General features: G+C 40.1%; 10 protein-coding genes and 9 tRNA genes. 18 read left to right on the forward strand and 1 reads right to left on the reverse strand.

Annotated elements, in window-relative coordinates; genetic code table 11:
- The first annotated feature begins 19 nt into the window (after window positions 1-19).
- The 11 genes from ACOZIR_RS12360 (at window position 20) to aceA (ending at window position 3,931) form a co-directional block, all read left to right on the forward strand.
- Window positions 20-112 (forward strand) — tRNA-Ser (locus tag ACOZIR_RS12360).
- 25 nt (window positions 113-137) lie between these two features.
- A tRNA-Met gene (locus ACOZIR_RS12365) sits at window positions 138-214 on the forward strand.
- Window positions 215-218: 4 nt separating this feature from the next.
- A tRNA-Asp gene (locus tag ACOZIR_RS12370) sits at window positions 219-294 on the forward strand.
- An 8-nt stretch (window positions 295-302) separates the two neighbouring features.
- A tRNA-Phe gene (locus ACOZIR_RS12375) sits at window positions 303-378 on the forward strand.
- A 10-nt stretch (window positions 379-388) separates the two neighbouring features.
- A tRNA-His gene (locus ACOZIR_RS12380) sits at window positions 389-464 on the forward strand.
- 11 nt (window positions 465-475) lie between these two features.
- Window positions 476-549: transfer RNA gene (locus ACOZIR_RS12385), tRNA-Gly, on the forward strand.
- A 6-nt stretch (window positions 550-555) separates the two neighbouring features.
- Window positions 556-632 (forward strand) — tRNA-Ile (locus tag ACOZIR_RS12390).
- 3 nt (window positions 633-635) lie between these two features.
- Window positions 636-710, forward strand: a tRNA-Asn gene (locus tag ACOZIR_RS12395).
- A 4-nt stretch (window positions 711-714) separates the two neighbouring features.
- A tRNA-Glu gene (locus ACOZIR_RS12400) sits at window positions 715-786 on the forward strand.
- 209 nt (window positions 787-995) lie between these two features.
- Window positions 996-2,255: a M48 family metallopeptidase gene (locus tag ACOZIR_RS12405; RefSeq protein WP_045295285.1), complete on the forward strand. Its 1,260-nt coding sequence runs from the start codon at window positions 996-998 to the stop codon at window positions 2,253-2,255.
- 392 nt (window positions 2,256-2,647) lie between these two features.
- Entirely contained in the window at window positions 2,648-3,931 is a 1,284-nt protein-coding gene (gene aceA / locus ACOZIR_RS12410; RefSeq protein ID WP_028412422.1) for an isocitrate lyase, read from the forward strand.
- 195 nt (window positions 3,932-4,126) lie between these two features.
- Here the strand turns inward: aceA and ACOZIR_RS12415 are convergent, their stop codons facing one another.
- Window positions 4,127-4,363, reverse strand: coding sequence for an IDEAL domain-containing protein (locus ACOZIR_RS12415; RefSeq protein ID WP_028412421.1), 237 nt, complete (start codon window positions 4,361-4,363; stop codon window positions 4,127-4,129).
- A gap of 176 nt (window positions 4,364-4,539) precedes the next feature.
- Between ACOZIR_RS12415 and ACOZIR_RS12420 the strand changes: the two genes are divergently transcribed.
- From ACOZIR_RS12420 to ACOZIR_RS12450, 7 genes are all read left to right on the forward strand, one after another.
- On the forward strand, window positions 4,540-6,519 hold the full coding sequence (locus tag ACOZIR_RS12420; protein ID WP_340141591.1) for a S9 family peptidase: 1,980 nt from the start codon (window positions 4,540-4,542) through the stop codon (window positions 6,517-6,519).
- Between the two features lie 162 nt (window positions 6,520-6,681).
- A complete protein-coding gene (locus ACOZIR_RS12425; RefSeq protein WP_013081701.1) occupies window positions 6,682-7,299 on the forward strand; it encodes a TVP38/TMEM64 family protein in 618 nt (205 codons plus the stop codon).
- Window positions 7,300-7,879: 580 nt separating this feature from the next.
- Window positions 7,880-8,620, forward strand: coding sequence for a 3-oxoacyl-ACP reductase FabG (gene fabG, locus ACOZIR_RS12430; protein ID WP_045295283.1), 741 nt, complete (start codon window positions 7,880-7,882; stop codon window positions 8,618-8,620).
- Between the two features lie 270 nt (window positions 8,621-8,890).
- Window positions 8,891-12,391 (forward strand): helicase-exonuclease AddAB subunit AddB, encoded by a 3,501-nt coding sequence (gene addB / locus ACOZIR_RS12435; RefSeq protein WP_310878289.1) that lies wholly within the window; start codon window positions 8,891-8,893, stop codon window positions 12,389-12,391.
- The gene (gene addA / locus ACOZIR_RS12440; protein WP_340141590.1) at window positions 12,384-16,121 is read left to right on the forward strand and encodes a helicase-exonuclease AddAB subunit AddA; all 3,738 of its coding nucleotides are present in this window, start codon (window positions 12,384-12,386) and stop codon (window positions 16,119-16,121) included. Before addB ends, addA begins: the two co-directional genes overlap by 8 nt.
- 53 nt (window positions 16,122-16,174) lie before the next feature.
- Complete coding sequence (locus ACOZIR_RS12445) at window positions 16,175-17,359, forward strand: exonuclease SbcCD subunit D (RefSeq protein ID WP_045295280.1); 1,185 nt, start codon at window positions 16,175-16,177, stop codon at window positions 17,357-17,359.
- Window positions 17,356-20,748: an SbcC/MukB-like Walker B domain-containing protein gene (locus ACOZIR_RS12450; RefSeq protein ID WP_045295279.1), complete on the forward strand. Its 3,393-nt coding sequence runs from the start codon at window positions 17,356-17,358 to the stop codon at window positions 20,746-20,748. Before ACOZIR_RS12445 ends, ACOZIR_RS12450 begins: the two co-directional genes overlap by 4 nt.
- Window positions 20,749-20,755 lie beyond the last annotated feature (7 nt).

Below are 20,755 nucleotides of genomic sequence, written 5' to 3' on the forward strand. Positions count from 1 at the left end.
ACATTTGTTATAAATATACGGAGGAATACCCAAGTCCGGCTGAAGGGATCGGTCTTGAAAACCGACAGGGGTGTTAAAGCCCGCGGGGGTTCGAATCCCTCTTCCTCCGCCATTTATTTATATCATATTCATATCATCGCGGGGTGGAGCAGTTCGGTAGCTCGTCGGGCTCATAACCCGAAGGTCGCAGGTTCAAATCCTGTCCCCGCAACCAAAGTGGTCCCGTGGTGTAGCGGTTAACATGCCTGCCTGTCACGCAGGAGATCGCGGGTTCGATTCCCGTCGGGACCGCCATTTTGTTTGGCTCGGTAGCTCAGTTGGTAGAGCAAAGGACTGAAAATCCTTGTGTCGGCGGTTCGATTCCGTCCCGAGCCACCATTTTAAGACGGCGATTGTGGCGAAGTGGTTAACGCACCGGATTGTGGTTCCGGCATTCGTGGGTTCGATTCCCATCAGTCGCCCCATCTTAAGTAACGCGGGTGTAGTTTAGTGGTAAAACCTCAGCCTTCCAAGCTGATGTCGTGAGTTCGATTCTCATCACCCGCTCCAAATAATGGGCCTATAGCTCAGCTGGTTAGAGCGCACGCCTGATAAGCGTGAGGTCGGTGGTTCGAGTCCACTTAGGCCCACCATATTCCACAGTAGCTCAGTGGTAGAGCTATCGGCTGTTAACCGATCGGTCGTAGGTTCGAGTCCTACCTGTGGAGCCATACTGGCCCGTTGGTCAAGCGGTTAAGACACCGCCCTTTCACGGCGGTAACACGGGTTCGAATCCCGTACGGGTCATCTCAAAAGCAGTTTGCATATGCAAACTGCTTTTTTTGTTTGTAAACAGAGTTTAGACAAAAGAATAAACTCTGTTTTTCGTTTTTCTATGATTTTCTCTTCACAATTTGCATTTCCTATAGCACATCTATAAACGCTTGTTCTAAATTTCGAAAAAAAACCTACAATAGTAATAACGGAATACTGTTTGTACAAAAGGAGGGGAATGCGTGAAAAAAATTGTTTTGTGGTCCATCGGAGTTTTTCTTGTGTATGCAGCTTGTATATGGGTGTATTTATTTTATATAAGTGACACCTCTATTCCACAATCATTAAAAGGCACCAGCGTAGATCCGGCTACGTTTATGAATGCAAGAGAACTTATATTAACCGAAAAATATTCAAAGATTAGAGATGCGCTCTTTTTTATCCGAATTCCATATGAGTGGCTAGGGTTTATTTTAATTTTAGTGTTAGGTGTGTCTAAGAAAGTTAATAAGTGGTCTAAAGACATCAGCCGTTTCAGTCTTCTCCAAACTGCTATTTATGTATTTTGGTTATCTGTTCTGCTGCTGATCTATTCTTTTCCTATGGACTGGATTAGCTATAAGCTTTCAACCGCATATCATATTACAACGCAACCTTTTCAAGGATGGATGAAAGATCTTTTTACAGATTTTTGGGTGAACTATGCCACGATGTTTTTAGTGATTGCTGTGTTATATGCATTCATTCGTAAGTTTTCAAAAAGATGGTGGCTGTATGCGTGGCTAGTATCTATTCCATTTACGCTATTTTTGACGTTTATTCAACCAGTGGTTATCGATCCGTTATATAACGATTTTTATCCGTTAAAGAATAAAGAGCTGGAGACGAAAATTTTGAATTTAGCAGATGAAGCTCATATACCTGCTAAGCATGTATATGAAGTAAACATGTCTGAAAAAACGAACTCTCTCAATGCATATGTAACGGGAATAGGTTCTAATTCAAGAATTGTGTTATGGGATACTACTCTTAATAAATTGACGGAACGTGAAATCTTGTTTATCATGGCGCACGAAATGGGTCACTATGTGAAGAAACATATTTATGTGGGGATTGCTTCAGCTTTAGTTTTATCGATTGTAGGTTTATGGCTAACGAAACATTTAGCAAGCTTTGTGATTAAGAGATGGGGGAAAGCATTAAAAATCACTTCTCTTAGTGATTTAAATTCATTACCGCTTATTCTACTTATTTTTTCTGTGCTCACATTTGCTGTAAGTCCGTTAACAAATATGCAGTCGCGTCATCATGAACTTCAATCTGACACGTACGCCATGGACTTAACAGGAGATAAACAAGCTGCTATTAAAACATTTCAGGATTTAACAAAATCAGGACTGTCCCAGGTAAATCCGCCGTATTTAGTGAAAATTTTCCGATATGGTCATCCAACAATACTGGAAAGAATTTCATTTGTTGAGAAGTATGAAAGAAATGAATAAGTGATATAAGAAAAAGTAAAGGATATATGAAGCCTTTTATACGTAGGTATTAATAGAAAAGCCTCCTTGCGAGTAGGAAAAAAATTCTAAAAGGAGGTTTCATTTTCGAAAGTACTGTTATATAATAACGTATGTAAAATAAAAACTGTTTTATAACAATAGGGAGGAATAGTTATTTGTGATTGAAAAGATAGCAGTCGAACTTATCAGCGTATATTCACCTCAGCAAAGTCTTACTACATGGCCTTCAACTATTTACTTATTTCATCTACGTTCTTACTAACACTATGGCAAACTGCTAATTTACTTCATCATGAAACAGACATATTCTCACTGCTGCGTTTTCTATTTTTATCAATATAGAATTTTAAATTCATTAGGGGGTATAAAGAATGAAAGAGATTCGTGTAAAAAACCTTGAAGAGAACTGGAAAAGCGATGAGCGTTGGAAAGGAATTGAACGTCCATATTCTGCAGAAAAAGTCATTGGACTGAGAGGATCCATTGATATTGAACATACGCTTGCTAGACGAGGGGCTGAAAAGTTCTGGAACTTATTAAAAACAGAGCCATACGTTCATGCATTAGGAGCTTTAACAGGCAATCAAGCGGTACAACAGGTAAAAGCAGGGTTAAAAGCAATTTATCTCAGCGGATGGCAAGTAGCTGCAGATGCAAACCTTTCAGGAAATATGTATCCTGATCAAAGTCTATATCCAGCAAACAGCGTGCCGCACGTTGTGAAACGAATCAATCAAGCGCTGCAGCGTGCCGATCAAATTCAGCATTTAGAAGGAGAAGGAGATATCGATTACTTTGCTCCAATTGTAGCAGATGCAGAAGCAGGGTTTGGAGGGCAGTTAAACGTATTTGAACTCATGAAAGGAATGATTGAGTCGGGAGCATCTGCCGTACACTTTGAAGATCAATTATCCTCTGAGAAAAAGTGTGGTCATCTCGGCGGCAAGGTATTGCTTCCAACTCAGACCGCTGTGAAAAATTTGATTGCTGCTCGTTTAGCTGCTGATGTAATGGGTGTTCCAACACTTCTGATTGCTCGTACCGATGCTGATGCCGCTGATTTAATTACAAGTGATGTTGATCCTGTAGATCGCCAGTTTATTACGGGTGAACGCACCGCTGAAGGCTTTTATCGCACGAGAGCCGGAATCGATCAAGCTATTGCTCGCGGCTTAGCATATGCGCCATATGCTGATCTAGTATGGTGTGAGACGTCTGAACCAAACTTGGAACAAGCACAAAAATTTGCAGATGCTATTCATGAAAAATTCCCAGGTAAAATGCTTGCTTATAACTGTTCACCATCTTTCAACTGGAAGAAAAAATTAGATAAGAAAACGATTGAAAAGTTCCAAAGAGAAATCGCAAAAATGGGCTACAAATTCCAATTCGTTACGCTTGCTGGCTTCCATGCTTTAAATCACAGCATGTTTGAGCTGGCACGAGGATATAAAACAAGAGGAATGGCAGCTTATTCAGAGTTACAAGAAAGAGAGTTTGCTAGTGAAATAAATGGATATACAGCTACGAGACATCAGCGTGAAGTAGGCACGGGTTATTTCGATGAAGTGGCGCAAGTAGTTTCTGGTGGGACCTCCTCTACAACAGCTTTAAAAGGTTCAACGGAAGAAGAGCAGTTTCAAGCACATAAATAACAAAAAACCTATGAGTGGAACGGTTGGGTACTTCCACTCATAGGAAAAATTCTAACAAAAAAGATTCTTACAGATGTAAGAATCTTTTTTTATGTAGTAAACACGATTTAACAGACAGCTGTTCTTCCTGGGAAGAAAGTATCTGCCTGTTAAACGTACATATAAATCATTAACATGAATTAAGTTCTTAAAATATTAAGTAGATGTTTGAAGCAGGGATTGGTACTGTGCTGATAGCTCATAAAAAGCAGTTTCATCACGTTGATCTAATGCCGTGTTAATGTTTGTTTCTAACAGTTCTTTTTGACGCTTAAAAAGCGATTCATCAATTACCATTTCGATATAAACATCCAACATACTCACAGTATCAATTACTTTTTTCTTGCGAGCGAGGGACTTCATCATTTCCGTGTACGATTTTTCATTGTTCATACCTCATCACCTCTGCACCCTTTTTATTATTATATAGATTAAAAGAAGAAAAAACAACTAATTTTCTAAATTTTTAGATTTTTATTTTTAGAAATGATAAAGTAAGAGGGAAACGCTACTTTCGTTTTTATCGATTGGCTATTTGGTTTAAAAATGAATCCTTGGGGGCGAAGAAATTGAATCATTTAAAAAAGCGTAAGGTAACCGTAGAGGATTTGTATGAATTGAAGTCTGTGTATAATCCTCAGATTTCTCCAGATGGAAAAAGTGTAGTTTATACGGTTCGAGAAACGAAGAAAATAGAAAACAGTTATGAAACGCAGCTGTTTATGTTAGATCTTGAAACGAAAAAAACAAAGCAATTAACGTACTATAAAGGAAATAATCATTCTCCCGCCTGGTCCCCTGACGGCAAGTGGATTGCTTTTTTATCCGATCGCAGTCAAGCCGTTCAGCTCTACTTATTAGCAGCGACAGGCGGGGAAGCAGAAGCACTCACAGATCTTGAAAAAGGCGTTAGTAATCCGGTATGGTCTCCTTATAGTGACGAAATTATGTTTTCTACAAAAGTAGAAGAAAAAGCTGTAAGAGTTGAACAAAATCATGAACATCCTCAGCCGTACGAAGTGGAACGTTTACTGTACAAATCCGATGCTAGCGGCTATTTAAAAGGTGAATATACGCAAGTTGCTGTCGTTAAACTTAAAAATAAAGAAGTGACGTTTTTAACGGATGGACCTTATCATCACTCTGTAGGATGCTGGGCCCCTGATGCAAACTCAATCGTATTTTGCAGCAGCCGAGGAGAGAATCCGGATTTATCGTTAACCATGGACGTGTTTATTTTGCATCGTGAGACTAAAAAATTAACATCTATTACAGCAGAAACAGGATATTTTCATCAAGTTTCGTGGTCACCGGATGGGTCATACATAGCTTACATCGGAAATGAACGTACATACGGATCAGCTTCAATGAATGACATATACATTTATCAGGTCTCTAACCAAAAAACAGCTTGTATCACTGCTGGCATAGACTTAGAAGTAGGAGATATGGTAGCAGGAGATTTTCACTTTGGAAGAACCTCAGCGGGAATTATGTGGAGCAGTAATGAAGAGTTTTATTTTGTAGTAAGTGAAAAGGGTTCTGTGGGCATATATAAAGGAAATGTGAATGGAAAGTTAGACCCTATGCTTATGGATAGTGCTCACGTATATGGGGTATCCGTTCTTCCCAATGGTGAGGAAGCTATCGTAGCAATCAGTACATTTACACATCCTGGAGATCTTTATTCTCTAAATTTAAAAACAGAGGAATTAGTGAAGCTGACAAACGTTAATGACTCATTTTTACAGCATGTGCAGTTAACGGAAGCAGAATCTTTTTACGCGACTTCTACGGACGGTATACATATCCACAGTTGGGTAGTAAAAGCTGCTGCTACCAATGATATATCTCCAACCATTTTAGAAATCCACGGAGGTCCGCATCTTATGTATGGTCATACATTTATGCTTGAATTCCAAGTACTTGCATCAAAAGGATTCAATATCCTCTTTTCTAATCCAAGAGGCGGCAGAGGATATGGACAAGCATTTACAGATGCGGTTCGAGGGGATTACGGAGGCATGGATTATACGGACTTGATGGCAGTGACCGACGAAGCGGTTAAGCGCTACTCTTATATTAATGAAGATAAGCTTGGCGTAACAGGGGGAAGCTACGGAGGCTTTATGACAAACTGGATTGTAGGAAGTACAAATCGGTTTAAAGCAGCGGTGACGCAACGGTCTATTTCAAATTGGACGAGTTTTTACGGCGTTAGTGATATTGGCTATTATTTTACCGAATGGGAATTAAAAGCTGATATTTATGAAAATCCGGAAAAACTTTGGAACCACTCGCCGCTTCGTTTAGCGGAGAACGTTAAAACACCGCTGTTAATCCTGCATAGCGAACAGGATTATAGATGTCCAATTGAACAAGCTGAACAGCTTTACGTGGCATTGAAAAGAAAAGATAAAGAAGTAGAATTTATTCGTTTTCCTCAGTCTAACCATGAACTTTCTAGAAGCGGTAAGCCTAATTTACGAACGGCAAGACTAAAATATTTAACAAGCTGGTTTAAACGTTATTTAAAACAGTCTCAGTAAAAAGTGCATGGCTGTTCAATTAAATATGTGTGCGTAAATAAAGGCTGTATGGCAAACGTAAAAGGACAGGAAAGATAAAACGCTGTAAAACTTTTGTTTGGTAAAGGAAAGTAGTACAATAAGTGAAAAGTAGCACAGTTGTTTAAATAAGGAGAACATTCGATGGATTTTGAAACATTAAAGCATTATTTGACATTAGACGGCGTCCTCGAGTTATTAAAACAATATCAATCATTTGGGATCATTCCCGGACTGCTGTTGCCTATTTTAGAAGCGTTTATCCCCATCTTGCCGCTTTTTGCGTTTGTAATGGCCAATGCTGCCGCTTTTGGCTTATGGTTAGGCTTTTTGATTTCATGGGTTGGCAGCTGTGTTGGATCACTGCTTGTCTTTTTGATTTTTAGAAAATACGGACAGGCGAGGTTTTTGCATTTTATCAGCCGGCATGCGCAAATTCGAAAAATTATGATTTGGGTAGAAAGACACGGTTTCGGACCGCTGTTTATTATGCTTTGTTTCCCTTTTACCCCGTCTTCGGCCATTAATGTAGTAGCGGGACTTTCACGTGTTAGTATGGCTCAGTTTATGCTTGCTGTATTAGCTGGTAAAATGGTGATGATATTTATGATGAGCTTTATTGGGGCCGATTTTGTTTCATTTGTGAAACAGCCTCTAAAAGCAGTACTTGTTTTAGTGATCATTTTTGTTCTATGGCTTGTTGGAAAGCAAATTGAACGGAGATTAAACGAAAAATCTAAAGTGAAACAGTATGACAAATAGTTTGTTTATATATAACAAATAGTGATGAAAGACTGCTTTTTAATAGGTAGTCTTTTGTTATACATGCAGCCGAAAGGGGTATTGTAAACTATAGAAAAGCCTTTTCTTATAGGGATACAACAGCATTTTTGAAAGGATCTTAAAATTTTTCCCGAAGAAGTTATTTGTCTGTTTATTCGGTTGGTAGAACAATGCACATATAGAGTATCTGTCCAGTAATGAACAAGTTTTTTGTTTATCAATTATGAAAAATATGCTAAAATAAAAGAAAAAACTGGGAATAAATTAGACGTCTATTCCTAGTTGCACCTAAGTAATGAACCCTTTGTTTTCTAAAGATATACATGTTTTTTCTCAACATGTATTATCACCTCATGTATTTCAAAACGTTTTCTTAAAAATTATATGAATGATTTTTGAGCTTGACTACTAAGATGTAAGTAGAGGGATCATTACTAGAAAAGCACCGAATGATCATTAAGACGTGCTTGGCGTCGTTTTGAGGAGGGGAATGCGCTACTAAGATTCAAGCGACTTGCTGATTAATCGTTGTTAGTAAGCGTCTTATAGCGCGGGTGACATGAGATTAAAAGATAAAGTGGCAATTATTACGGGTGCAGCAAATGGATTAGGGTTCGAAGCTTCTCGAATTTTCGCACAAGAGGGTGCAAAAGTCGCTATGGTTGACTACGATGCAAAAGCAGGAGAAGAACGAGCAGCTCAGCTAAAAGAAGAAGGCGGAGATGTAGCATTCTTTCAAGTGAACGTAGCGGATCGAGACAGTGTAGATGCAATGGTAGAAGAAGTAGTGAAACGCTACTCTAAAATAGATATTTTAATTAACAATGCTGGTATTACCAGAGATGGAATGCTAACCAAATTATCAGTTGAAAATTTTCAAGCGGTAATTAACGTAAACCTTACAGGCGTTTTTCACTGTACGCAAGCAGTGGTACCGCATATGATTGCTCAAGGTAAAGGGAAAATTATTAGCACATCTTCGGTATCGGGCGTATATGGAAATGTTGGTCAAACAAACTATGCGGCGACAAAGGCGGGCGTAGTGGGAATGACAAAAACATGGGCTAAAGAACTGGGACGAAAAGGAATTAATGTAAACGCTGTAGCTCCTGGGTTTATTGAGACGGATATGGTGAAGGCGATGCCAGACAAAATCATTGATCAAATGAAATCCACTATTCCTTTACAAAGATTAGGTCAGCCTTCTGACATTGGTTATGCTTATCTGTATTTAGCATCTGATGAGTCCAACTATATTAACGGTACAACTCTTCATGTAGATGGTGGAATCATGATGTAAAAGTAGAAAATAACTCGCTTTTCTAAAACTTTTCAGTGGTCTTTTGACTACTGAAAAGTTTTTTTGTTGCATCCAGCATTTCACATATCGGCAAAGTGGAATTTTGTCTGCAAGTTCAGTAAAATAATAAGGAGAGAGATAGAGAGATAGAGAGATTTAGCTGATTATCACTATAAAATTTTGACGACTGCGTCACGTGTTTACGTGGCGTTTATCCATTTTGTACTTAAACAAATGAAAATATAGAGAAAAAAATGAAGGGGTGAAAACGTGGGGCTACAGTTTTTATTAGGACGTTCAGGAAGCGGGAAAACGGAATATCTTTTAAATAGCATGCGCCAAGAGCTGTTAAATGCTCCGCTGGGGCATCCACTTATTTATATTGTACCTGAACAGATGACATTTCAGTCGGAGTATGCACTTGTTCAAACGCCTAGGTTAGAAGGCATGATGCGTGCTCAAGTTTATAGTTTTACACGCCTTGCATGGCGTATCCTGCAAGAAGTCGGAGGTATTAGCCGCTATCATGTGGATCAAACAGGTATTCATATGATGCTTAAAAAAATTATCGAGCATCAAAAAAAAGAGCTTCGACTGTTTGCGAATTCTTCAGAACAAGCAGGGTTTATTGAAGAACTAGAAAAAATGGTTAAAGAATTTAAACAGTATACGGTAGATGCCCCGTCTCTCGAAGAGATGAAGCAAAAGCTTCAAGCAGAAGATGAGAAAGTCCTTGCTGATAAATTACATGATTTACATCTCATTTACGGAGAATTAGAAAAACAGCTGATGACAAAATATGTAGATGGAGAAGATTATTTGAAGCTGCTGAGTGAAAAAGTAGCCTCTTCTGCGTACCTTGCTCAAGCAACGATTTATGTAGATGGATTTCATCACTATACTCCTCAAGAATTAACGGTATTAGTAGAGCTGATGAAAGTTTGTAGAGAAGTGAAAATAGCGGTTACTTCTGATTATTCATATCAAGATTTTATTCCGAATGACTTGCACTTGTTTCGATTAACGAGCGAAACGTACCAAGAAATAATGAGTCTGGCGGCTGAAAACGGGATAGAGATTCAAGAGCCAAACGTATTTAAAGAACAAAAAAGGCATCAAAACAGTCCAGAGCTTGCCTATTTAGAACGATATTATGATGAACGGCCAACGCCGGAATTTCAGTCAGAGCCCGAGCACATCCAGCTGCTGCCGGCTGTTAGCCGAAGAGCAGAAGTAGAAGGGATTGCAAGAGAAGTGCTGTCGCTTGTGCGTGATCACGGCTATCGCTATCGTGATATTGCCTTGATTGTTAGAAATGCAGAAGACTATCATGACTTGCTTCAAACCATTTTTCGAGATTATGAAATTCCGTACTTTATTGACCAAAAGCGAGCGATGTTTCACCATCCGCTCGTTGAATTTATTCGCTCAGTCTTAGAGGTGGTAAGCGGGTCATGGCGATATGAAACCATCTTTCGAGCAGTGAAAACAGACCTTTTATTTCCTTTGTCATCTGATGTGCACCAGCTGCGCGAAGAGATGGATGAATTAGAAAATTACGTGCTTGCTTACGGTATTCAAGGATCTAAGTGGACAAGTAAGGAGCCATTTACCTACAGAAAATATCGTTCGCTTGAAGACATGAACCTTGGAAAAACGGACGAAGAGCTTGCTTTTGAGCAAAAAATAAATGAATTAAAAAATATGATTGTTCCTCCTATTTACTCGCTTCAGCAAAAATTAAAACAAGCGAAAATAGGAAAAGAAAAAGCAGAAGCGCTCTATCGCTTTTTAACGAATTTAGATATTCCACAAAAGATAGAAGCGCTGCGCAACCGATGTGAAGAAGAAGGAAAGCTTCAAGAAGCAAGAGAGCACGAGCAGGTATGGAAAGCAATTCTTCACTTATTTGATCAGTTTGTTGAAATGATGGGAGAAGAGAAAGTATCGATTTCTTTGTTCGCAGATCTATTTGAGACAGGGCTTGACAGCATGCAGTTTGCACTTGTTCCGCCTGCACTCGATCAAGTGGTTGTGGCAAGTTTTGAGCGTTCGCGTTTATCCGATATCAAAGCAAGCTTTGTGTTAGGTGTAAATGACGGTGTGATTCCAGCTAAACCAAAAAGCGATGGCCTGTTATCTGAGAAGGAGAGAGAGCAGCTGCTTGAATCAGGTTTATTGCTTGCGCCAACTGGAAGACAAAAGCTGTTCGACGAACAATTTCTCATTTATTTAGCACTTTCCAGCTCTTCTGAAAAACTTTATGTTTCGTATCCTCTTGCCAATGAGGAAGGGAAGACTCTGCTGCCTTCACTCGTTATTAATCGAGTAAAAGAGCTGTTTCCGCTCCTGCAGGAAAAGCTGTTAATGACGGAACCTACGGATTTAGAAGAAGAAAAGCAAGTGGATTATATAACAAATCCCTTAACGAGCATCGCGCATTTAGCCAGTCAGCTGCAAGGATGGAAACGCCATTATCCGATGAGTTCCGCTTGGTGGGATGTATATAATTTTTATGTAGAAAATTCAGATTGGAACTCATACAGCGAGAAAGTACTAAGCAGCTTATTTTATAAAAATGAAGCAAAACGGTTAACAAAGAAAACGAGTCAGCGTCTGTATGGAAAACATATTCAAGCAAGCGTATCGAGAATGGAGAAATTTGAAGCCTGTCCGTACGCTCATTTTGCTTCTCACGGGCTTAAGCTTAAAGAGCGAAAAGTTTTCAAATTAGCAGCTCCTGACATAGGCGAATTATTTCACGCGGCGCTGAAGATGATTTCAGACGAGCTTCGCGGCGGTCAAAAAGAATGGAAGAACTTAACGAGAAAAGACTGTCAGCAGCTTTCAACGGCTGCGGTGCATGAACTTGCTCCGCGCTTACAAAATGAGATTTTATTGAGCTCCAATCGCCACCACTATTTAACGCATAAGCTGCAGCAAATTATTGAACGGGCGTCGCTTGTGTTAAGTGAGCACGCTAAGGTGAGCGGCTTTGTTCCTGTTGGATTGGAACTTGGATTTGGGCCTAGCGCCGAGCTGCCTTCTATGCAGTTCACACTGCCAAATGGGCATACGATGGAACTCGTTGGCCGAATTGACAGGGTAGATAAAGCGGAAAGCTCCAGAGGGCTTTTACTGCGTATTGTCGACTATAAATCAAGCGATAAAGCATTAAACCTAGTGGAAGTGTACTACGGTTTATCTCTTCAAATTTTAGCTTACTTAGACATAGTCGTGACGTATGCTGAACAGCTTCTTCATGATAATAGAGGAGCATTGCCTGCTGGCGTTCTTTATTTCCACGTTCATAATCCAATGATCAACAGTACTAAAGCATTACAGCCTGATCAAATTGAAGCTGAAATCTTTAAGAAGTTTAAAATGAAAGGACTGCTTTTAGGAGACGAGGAAGCAGTAAGGTTAATGGACGAAACGTTAGAATCAGGACACTCACAGGTTATATCAGCTGGCATTAAAAAGACAGGGGGCTTTTATTCTAATTCTTCGGTTGCGAGCGAAGAAGATTTTACACATCTCCGTCAGTATGTGCGAGGTAAATTTGTGGAGGCAGGTACAGAGATTACAAATGGGAAAATTGATATTTCGCCTTATAAACTAAAAGATAAAACACCATGTGCGTTTTGTGAATACCGCTCAATCTGTCAGTTCGATGAATCAATGGAAAACAACGAATATCGTCAGCTTAGTACAGAGAGTCAAAGTGTTATTTTAGATAAAATTCGAGAGGAGGCCAAACGAGATGAGTGAAGATATACACGTAAAACCGGCCGACTCCCAGTGGACGGATGACCAGTGGAACGCCATTGTTTCATCCGGTCAAGATATATTAGTAGCCGCGGCGGCTGGCTCAGGAAAAACAGCGGTTTTAGTCGAACGTATTATTAAAAAGATTACGATGGGCGAGGAACCAATCGATGTTGATAGATTACTAGTTGCTACGTTTACAAATGCTTCTGCAGCCGAAATGAGAAATCGAATTGGAGAAGCATTGGAAAAAGAGTTAAAAAAGAATCCATCTTCTTTACACTTGCGCAGACAGCTTAATTTATTAAACCGTGCGTCGATTTCTACGCTCCATTCTTTTTGTTTAGAAGTTATTCGAACGTATTATTATTTAATCGATGTAGACCCTGGTTTTCGGATTGCAGATGATACGGAAGCGGATCTTCTGCGGGAAGAAGTATTAGAAGAATTGTTTGAAGAGCAGTACAGTATTGAACAGAACGAGCGATTCTTTGATTTAATTGATCGTTATACAAGTGACAGAAATGACTTAGATATTCAGTTTATGGTAAGAAAGCTATATGACTTTGCAAGATCTAACCCTGACCCAAACGGCTGGCTTGAAATGATCGTGAGTCAATATGATGTGACAGAGGATTCTTCTATTGATTCACTTCCGTTTCTGTCTTTTCTTTTACAAGAAGTAACAACGCAGCTCGTGGGTATTGAGTCGATTTTAAAACAGGGCTTAGAGCTAACAAAGCTGCCAGGAGGGCCTGCTCCTCGCGCCGTTAATGCAGAGGAAGACCTGGCTCAAATTCATCGGCTGCTCAGCGCTTCTAAACATTCTTTTGCTGATTTGCATGAGGAAATGCAGAATTTGAATTTTACTCGTTTAAAGCCATGTAAAGGAGAAGCATACGATTCGCAGCTTTTAGATGATTTCGGAGAGCTTCGCAAAAAAGCTAAGACAAGCCTTGAAAAACTTCATGCTGATTTGTTTTCTAGGCCTTTGCACGGCTACATGGCTGATTTTGAAAAAATGAAGCCCGTTATTGAAACGCTAATCTTTTTGGTTCAGCGCTTCGGTGAACGATATGAACACATTAAAAAAGAGAAAGGGTTAGTGGATTTTTCTGATTTAGAACATTATTGCCTGCAAATCTTGAGTGTAAAAGAAGATGGAGTGCTTAAGCCGTCGTCCATTGCCCAAAAATATCGCACTCAGTTTGAAGAGGTGCTTGTTGACGAATATCAAGATACAAATATGGTTCAAGAAACACTGATTAAATTAGTGACGAGAGATAGTGAAGAACAAGGAAATTTATTTATGGTTGGAGATGTAAAACAATCCATTTACCGCTTTCGTTTAGCGGAGCCATTTTTGTTTTTAGCAAAGTACAAGCGCTTTACGCAAGATGGTCGCCAGTTCGGAAAACGCATCGATTTGAATAAAAACTTCCGCAGTCGTTCCCAAGTGCTGGATGCTACAAACTTTATTTTTAATCAGCTGATGGATGAAGAAGTCGGAGAAATTGCATATGACGATGATGCTTCTTTAAAATTAGGAGCATCGTATCCAAAAGTGGAAGGAATGGAAACGGAGCTTCTGCTGATTGCAAAAGAAAATGCAGAAGAAGGAGCGGAAGAAGAAGCGGATTCTTCTCTCGTCGCTTTTTCAGAAGCGGAGCTTGAAACCGCTCAGTTAGAGGCAAGAGCAATGGCGCGCAAAATCAAAGAACTCGTTCAAAACCGTTTTCAAATATATGATCGCAAGCTCGATATCATGAGAAACGTGACGTATCGTGACTTTGTTATTTTGCTTCGTTCCATGCCTTGGGCTGCGCAGATTATGGATGAATTTAAACAAGAAGGCGTTCCGATTTATGCCGATTTATCAACAGGTTATTTTGATGCTACTGAAGTGATGATTATGATGTCTTTATTAAAAGTAGTAGATAACCCGCATCAAGACATTCCGTTAGCTTCTGTTCTTCGCTCGCCGGTAGTAGGGCTTTCAGATGAAGAGTTAGCTACACTGAGAGCGGAGCAAAAGAAAGGAACGTATTACGATGCGTTAAAAACGTACTTAGCGGTTTCGGATGATGAAGAACTTCGCGATAAAGTAAAATATTTCTATGAGCAGTTAAAAGCATGGAGAACACAAGCTAGACAAAGCTCTTTGTCAGAACTAGTATGGCAAATTTACCGCGATACGGGTTTCTTTGAATTTGTTGGCGGACTTCCTGGCGGGAAACAGCGTCAAGCCAATTTACGTGCTCTTTACGATCGCGCTCGCCAGTATGAGGCGACTTCATTTAGAGGTCTGTTTCGCTTTTTACGCTTTATTGAACGGATGCAGGATCGAGGGAACGATTTAGGAGCTGCTCGAGCGCTGGGAGAACAAGAAGATGTGGTGCGTTTGATGACGATCCACAGCAGTAAAGGTCTTGAATTTCCTGTTGTTTTCGTAGCTGGTCTTGCTCGTCAGTTTAACTTGATGGACTTGAATAAAGCTTATTTACTCGATAAAGAACTAGGTTTTGGATCTAAATATATTGATCCGAAACTGCGTATTACGTACCCGACTCTTCTTCAGCAGACCATGAAGAAAAAAATGAAAAAAGAAAGCATGGCAGAGGAAATGCGGGTATTATACGTAGCTTTGACGCGTGCGAAAGAAAAACTTATTTTAGTTGGAACAGTAAAAGACGCACAAGAAAAGCTCAGACAATGGAGCTCGGTTATGGCACATGAAGATTGGACGCTCCCGGCTCACGTGAGAAGAGATGCAAAATGTTATTTAGACTGGATTGGACCTTCTTTAATTCGTCACCAAAATGTTAGTCACATGGTTGAAGGAGAGGTCCAGCCGGCTGAGATGATTCATCAGCACTCTTCAAGCTGGAAACTTTCAACGTTATTAGCAGGTGATTTAGCCGAACAGCCCCTTGAAGAGCAGCAGCACCATGAAGAGCTTTTGAACGCTCTTCAAAAGCATGAGCCAGTTTCAGAATACAGCGATTATAAAGACGAAGTGTATAGACGCTTAAATTGGTCTTATGATTATCGTGTAGCTTCCGTTCATCGTTCGAAGCAATCTGTTTCTGAACTAAAAAGGCAGCAGCAGCTGACGGATGCAAGTGGAAGCGACGATCTCGTTCGGAGATCTAAAGCACCTCTTGAAAACCGTCCGCTGTTTCTTCAAGAAAAATCTCTCACAGGAGCGGAAAGAGGAACAGCTACACATGCCGTTATGCAGCAGCTTCCATTAAATAAAGCTTATACCCTTGATATGGTTCAAGACTTTATTCAATCAATGGTTACCAAAGAATTATTGACGCAAGATCAAGCGGATGCCGTTGATGCAAATGATGTAGCAGCTTTTTTAGAGAGTGACATTGCACAAGATATTCGAACGGCTCGCACGGTTTATAGAGAGATGCCTTTTAGTTTAGGTGCCTCTGCTAAAGAAATCTATGATCATTGGGAGCAGGAAGACGAAACGATTTTAGTGCAAGGTATTATTGATTGTCTATATGAAACGGAAGAGGGCCTCGTTTTACTTGATTTTAAAACGGATAATATTTCGGATCGTTTTCAAGGAGATTTTGAACGAGCAAAACCGTTTCTAATTGAAAGATACCGCATTCAGTTAGAGCTTTACGCAAAGGCCATTGAGCGGATTGTAAAACAACCTGTGCAGCATCGCTATCTGTACTTTTTAGATGGTGGACATGCTGTTGAAATATAAAAAAAGAAGAAGGCGCTGGTCTTCTTCTTTTTCACCAATAAGGAGAGAGTAACATGCGTTTATTACATACAGCGGATTGGCATTTGGGGCGAACGCTAGAAGGACGAAGCCGACTGGCTGAGCAAGCACAGTTTTTAGATGAACTGGCAGACATTGTGGAAGAGGAAAAGGTAGATGCTATTCTCATGGCGGGAGATGCCTTTGATACGGTTAACCCTCCAGCAGCGGCAGAACAGCTTTTTTACGAAAGTATGTCTAGGTTGAGCAACAATGGAAAACGTCCGATTATTGTTATTGCAGGTAATCATGATAACCCGGATCGGCTGTCGGCGGCTTCTCCATTAGCTGTTCACCAAAATATTAGGCTTCTTGGTTTGCCTACTACCGATGTAGAAAGCATTCACATTCCTACATCAGATGAAATATTAAAGGTTGCGGCTCTTCCTTACCCATCTGAATCAAGGTTAAAGGAGCTGTTAGCAGAAGAAAATGATGAGCTGGCTCTTCGAAATTCATATGATGCCAGAGTAAAAGGTATTTTCGATAAAATGAGCGAGCAGTTCACAACGGATACCGTTAATATTGCCATGAGTCATATTTACGTAGCAGGCGGAAGTTCAACGGACTCAGAACGTCCCATTGAAGTAGGAGGAGCTTATACAGTGGCGGCAACTAGTTTACCTGCTAATGCTCAATATGTAGCTCTAGGACATTTGCATCGCCCGCAAATGATCAATCGCGCCCACACCCTTGCCAGATATTCTGGTTCACCTCTTGCTTACAGCTTTTCAGAATCAGGATACGCAAAGTCCGTGAGCATTTTAGATGCTAAGCCAGGAAAAGAGGTTGAAATGACTGAAATTCCATTATCTAGCGGAAAGCCTTTGACGCGTTGGAAAGCGAAAAACGGATTGACAGAAGTATACACATGGCTTGATGAGCAAAAAGATGCGCAGGCATGGGTCGATTTAGAAGTTCACGTAGAAGATGCACTTTCTCTAGAAGAAATCCATCGACTTCGTAAGCTTCATCCAGGCTTTATTCATATTCGTCCGGTATTCAAAGCAGAAGAACTAGCAAATGAAACACGTTCACAGCGCGAAGTGCCAATCGAAGAACTGTTTACAAAGTTCTACAGCAGGCAAACCGGCGGAGGGGCACCTGATACTGAATTAGTCAAACTGTTTTTAACCTTAATTAACGACGAAGAAATATCGGGAAAGGAGGATGAAAAATGAAACCTATTAACTTGACCGTTTCGGGACTTCACAGTTTTAGAGAAAAACAAACTGTCGACTTTGAAGCGCTGTGTTCAGGCGGTGTGTTCGGAATATTTGGTCCTACAGGAAGCGGGAAATCCTCCATTTTGGATGCCATTACACTAGCTTTATACGGAAAAGTAGAGCGTGCAGCCAATAATACACAAGGAATTTTAAATCACGGGGAAAATGAACTGAAAGTATCGTTTACGTTCGAGCTGGAAAACGCGAGTCATAAAAAACGCTATACTGTTGAACGAAGCTTTAAACGGACGGATGAGCTGCGTGTGAAATCAGCTTCCAGTCGATTGATTGAAATCGAAGATGAAACGTATGTATTAGCGGATAAAACAAATGATGTAAACCAGCAGGTACAGGAACTTCTTGGTTTAACAATTGATGATTTTACAAGAGCTGTTGTATTACCACAAGGAAAATTTGCAGAGTTTTTATCGTTAAAAGGGACGGAACGCCGTCAAATGCTTCAGCGTCTTTTTAATCTCGAGCAGTACGGAGATCAGCTTAGTAAGAAAATACGCTATCAAGTTCAGCAGCTAAAAACAGACCTAGATAAAATCACGGCAGAACAAGCGGGATTAGGTGAAGCTTCAACAGAGAAAGTAACGGAAGCTGAGCAGCTTGTAAGTGATAGCATTGTACTTTTGGAAAAACGAGAAAAAGAAGCTGCTGATTTGCAAGAGCGATACGATCAGCAGGCGTCTCTTTGGAAAGCGCAGCAGGAAAAAGCACAGCTAGAAGAAAAGCTAGCACATGCTTCTAGACAGGAAGAGGAGATTACACAAAAGAAAGATTTGCTGATGAAAGCCCAGCAGGCTGAGCGTCTTTTTCCTTATTTAGAAACCTTTGAACAAGCTGAAAAACAGCAGAAGCTTTATGAAGATAAAGTAGAAAATTTAAAAGCACAAATTGTTCAAAAAAGTGAGGAATATAAGCGTTCGAATAGCTTATATGAGCAGGCTCGCTTGTATAAAAATGAACAGCAGCCCAAATTAGTTGTTCAAAAAGAACAGCTCCAACAGGCTTCTGATCTTCAAAAACAAATTAAAGATGGACAGCAAGAAGTAAAAGAAGCGGAAGTCTCTCTTCAGCAAAAGCAGCAGGCACTTCAAACGAAAAATGATGAATTAATGGAAGCGGATAAGCGGTATCAGCAAGGTCTGAACCTTCAAAAAGAGTTGAAAGAAGCATTAACAAAAGTGGAGATTCAACCTGATTATCGGCAGGCTGTTCAGCAAGCATTCTACCGGTATCAAGTATGGAATAATGATAAAAAAAATCTAGATGAAGGCCAAAAAACGTATAAAGAAAAAGCGGAACAGCTTCAGCATTTGCATACACAAAAACAAACACACCAAGAGAGATATCAGCAAACAATAGAACGAAGTAAAGAGTTATTTTCAGATATTCAAGGCTTGTATCACACTGTATGTGAGCGGGAAAAAGAGTTTCAGCAGCTTTTTCAACAGGCGGATCATTTAATGAGTGATCTAAAAAGACGCAAAGAAAAAGAATGGTCACATCGTCTGGCTCATCAATTAGCTGAACAGCTGACTAAAGGAGAGCCTTGTCCAGTTTGTGGCTCTGAGCATCATCCTAACCCCGTGTTAAACCAAGAAGAAGAAAATGGTACAGTAGAATCAGCGGATCAGTTCGAAGATCAAGTCAATCACTTGCGAGAACAGCGATTTAGCTATTCATCGCTTAAAATGCAGCTTGAACAGCTAGCTAAACCTCTTGTTGAAAAGATACCTGATTTAGCTGGGTTTATGAACGAAGCTGGCGAAGTTCCTGCTTTAGGAGAAATGGGTATAGATGCCTTTGGCCAGTATGCTAAGAAAATAGAAGTTGAAATCAAATCTCTTGAGCAGGATTATTTGCAGGTAAGTGAAAAGCAGCAATCAATTCTTGGGCAGGTACAGAAAGTCCAGCAAAGTCTTGAAAAGATTGAATTAGAGCTTGCTCATTATCAAAAAGAACAAGCTGAATTAGAAAGAAAAGTCAATCAGCAAAAACAAGCGCTACAAGCAGGAAAAGAAGCTTTTCAACAAGACTATCCTTCCTTTGTATTTGAAGAGATGGAGAAAATTAACGAAAAGCTGACTGAAAGAGAAAAAGAAGAGCAGACAATAAAGGCTCGAATTGAAAAAAGCAGCGTATTTTTTGAAAATCAGCAAAAGAAAATCGAACGTCTAAAAGAAGAAAAATATGCGGGCGAAAAAGAATTTACCGAATTAAAAGCAATGCTGTCTCATAAACAATCTCTTGTTCACTCACAAATTGAACGCTTGCGTACGCTTACAGATCAAGAAGATATTGAACAGGCGCTGCAAAAAACAGTTTTTTTACTTGCGGAGTTAGAGACGAATGAACAACAGGCGTATCAACATTGGCAGACTGTTCAAAAAGCGTATCAAACGCTGCAAATGGATGAAAAAGCAGCGAGCGAATCCCTAGAGACAGCTCATATCCAGTATAAAAAAGCAGCTGAAAAATGGAAAGAAGCGATAGGGAATTCTTTATTCAGTGAAGGAAAAGAAGTTCAGCAAGCTCTGTTATCACATGATGAGATGAAATTGTTGGATGAAACTGTTCAGGCTTATTGGGACAACATAAAACAGATGAAGTTATCAATTGAACAGTTAAATATCCAGCTGAATCACCAGTCCATAGAAGAGCAGCAATTTGAAGAAACTCAGCAGCTGCTTCATGATATAAAAGCAGCTGTGAAAGAAGCCGTTCAGCTCAAGGGAGCAGCTGAGCAAACGTTAAAAAGCGTCAAAGAACGACATGAGCGATTTTTGGTGCTTGAACAAGACCGTGAAGAAAAACAAGCTTTATTTGAACAGTATCAGAAGCTTCAAACAGTATTTAAAGGAAATGCTTTTGTGGAATATATTGCTGAAGAGCAGCTGATGTCCGTTAGCCGAGATGCTTCGGAGCGTCTGGGTATATTAACACGCCAGCGCTATGCGATTGAAGTTGATTCACAAGGCGGCTTTATCATGAGAGATGATGCAAATGGAGGCGTAAAACGTCCGGTTTCAACTTTATCAGGAGGCGAAACATTTTTAACTTCCCTCGCTCTGGCCCTTTCATTATCTGCACAAATACAGCTAAGAGGAGAATATCCACTGCAGTTTTTCTTTTTAGATGAAGGATTTGGAACGCTTGATGGCGAGCTTCTTGATACCGTGGTTACGGCGCTTGAAAAACTTCAGTCCAATAATTTATCAATTGGAGTCATCAGTCACGTGCAAGAACTTCGGGCTCGGCTGCCAAAACGTTTGATTGTGGAGCCATCCGAGCCTTCTGGCAAAGGAACTAGTGTAAGAGTAGAAACTTTATAGGGAAGGA

The sequence above is a fragment of the Priestia sp. D3YE.R1 genome (assembly GCF_049199565.1).
In the GTDB taxonomy this organism is placed as follows: domain Bacteria; phylum Bacillota; class Bacilli; order Bacillales; family Bacillaceae_H; genus Priestia; species Priestia aryabhattai.

What these genes read in the sequence shown, in the direction of transcription:
- addA (WP_340141590.1), top strand. Translation starts at nt 12,384, where the DNA reads ATGAGTGAAGATATACACGTAAAACCGGCCGACTCCCAGTGGACGGAT.
- ACOZIR_RS12425 (WP_013081701.1), top strand. Translation starts at nt 6,682, where the DNA reads ATGGATTTTGAAACATTAAAGCATTATTTGACATTAGACGGCGTCCTC.
- ACOZIR_RS12445 (WP_045295280.1), top strand. Translation starts at nt 16,175, where the DNA reads ATGCGTTTATTACATACAGCGGATTGGCATTTGGGGCGAACGCTAGAA.
- aceA (WP_028412422.1), top strand. Translation starts at nt 2,648, where the DNA reads ATGAAAGAGATTCGTGTAAAAAACCTTGAAGAGAACTGGAAAAGCGAT.
- ACOZIR_RS12450 (WP_045295279.1), top strand. Translation starts at nt 17,356, where the DNA reads ATGAAACCTATTAACTTGACCGTTTCGGGACTTCACAGTTTTAGAGAA.
- ACOZIR_RS12415 (WP_028412421.1), bottom strand. Translation starts at nt 4,363, where the DNA reads ATGAACAATGAAAAATCGTACACGGAAATGATGAAGTCCCTCGCTCGC.
- fabG (WP_045295283.1), top strand. Translation starts at nt 7,880, where the DNA reads ATGAGATTAAAAGATAAAGTGGCAATTATTACGGGTGCAGCAAATGGA.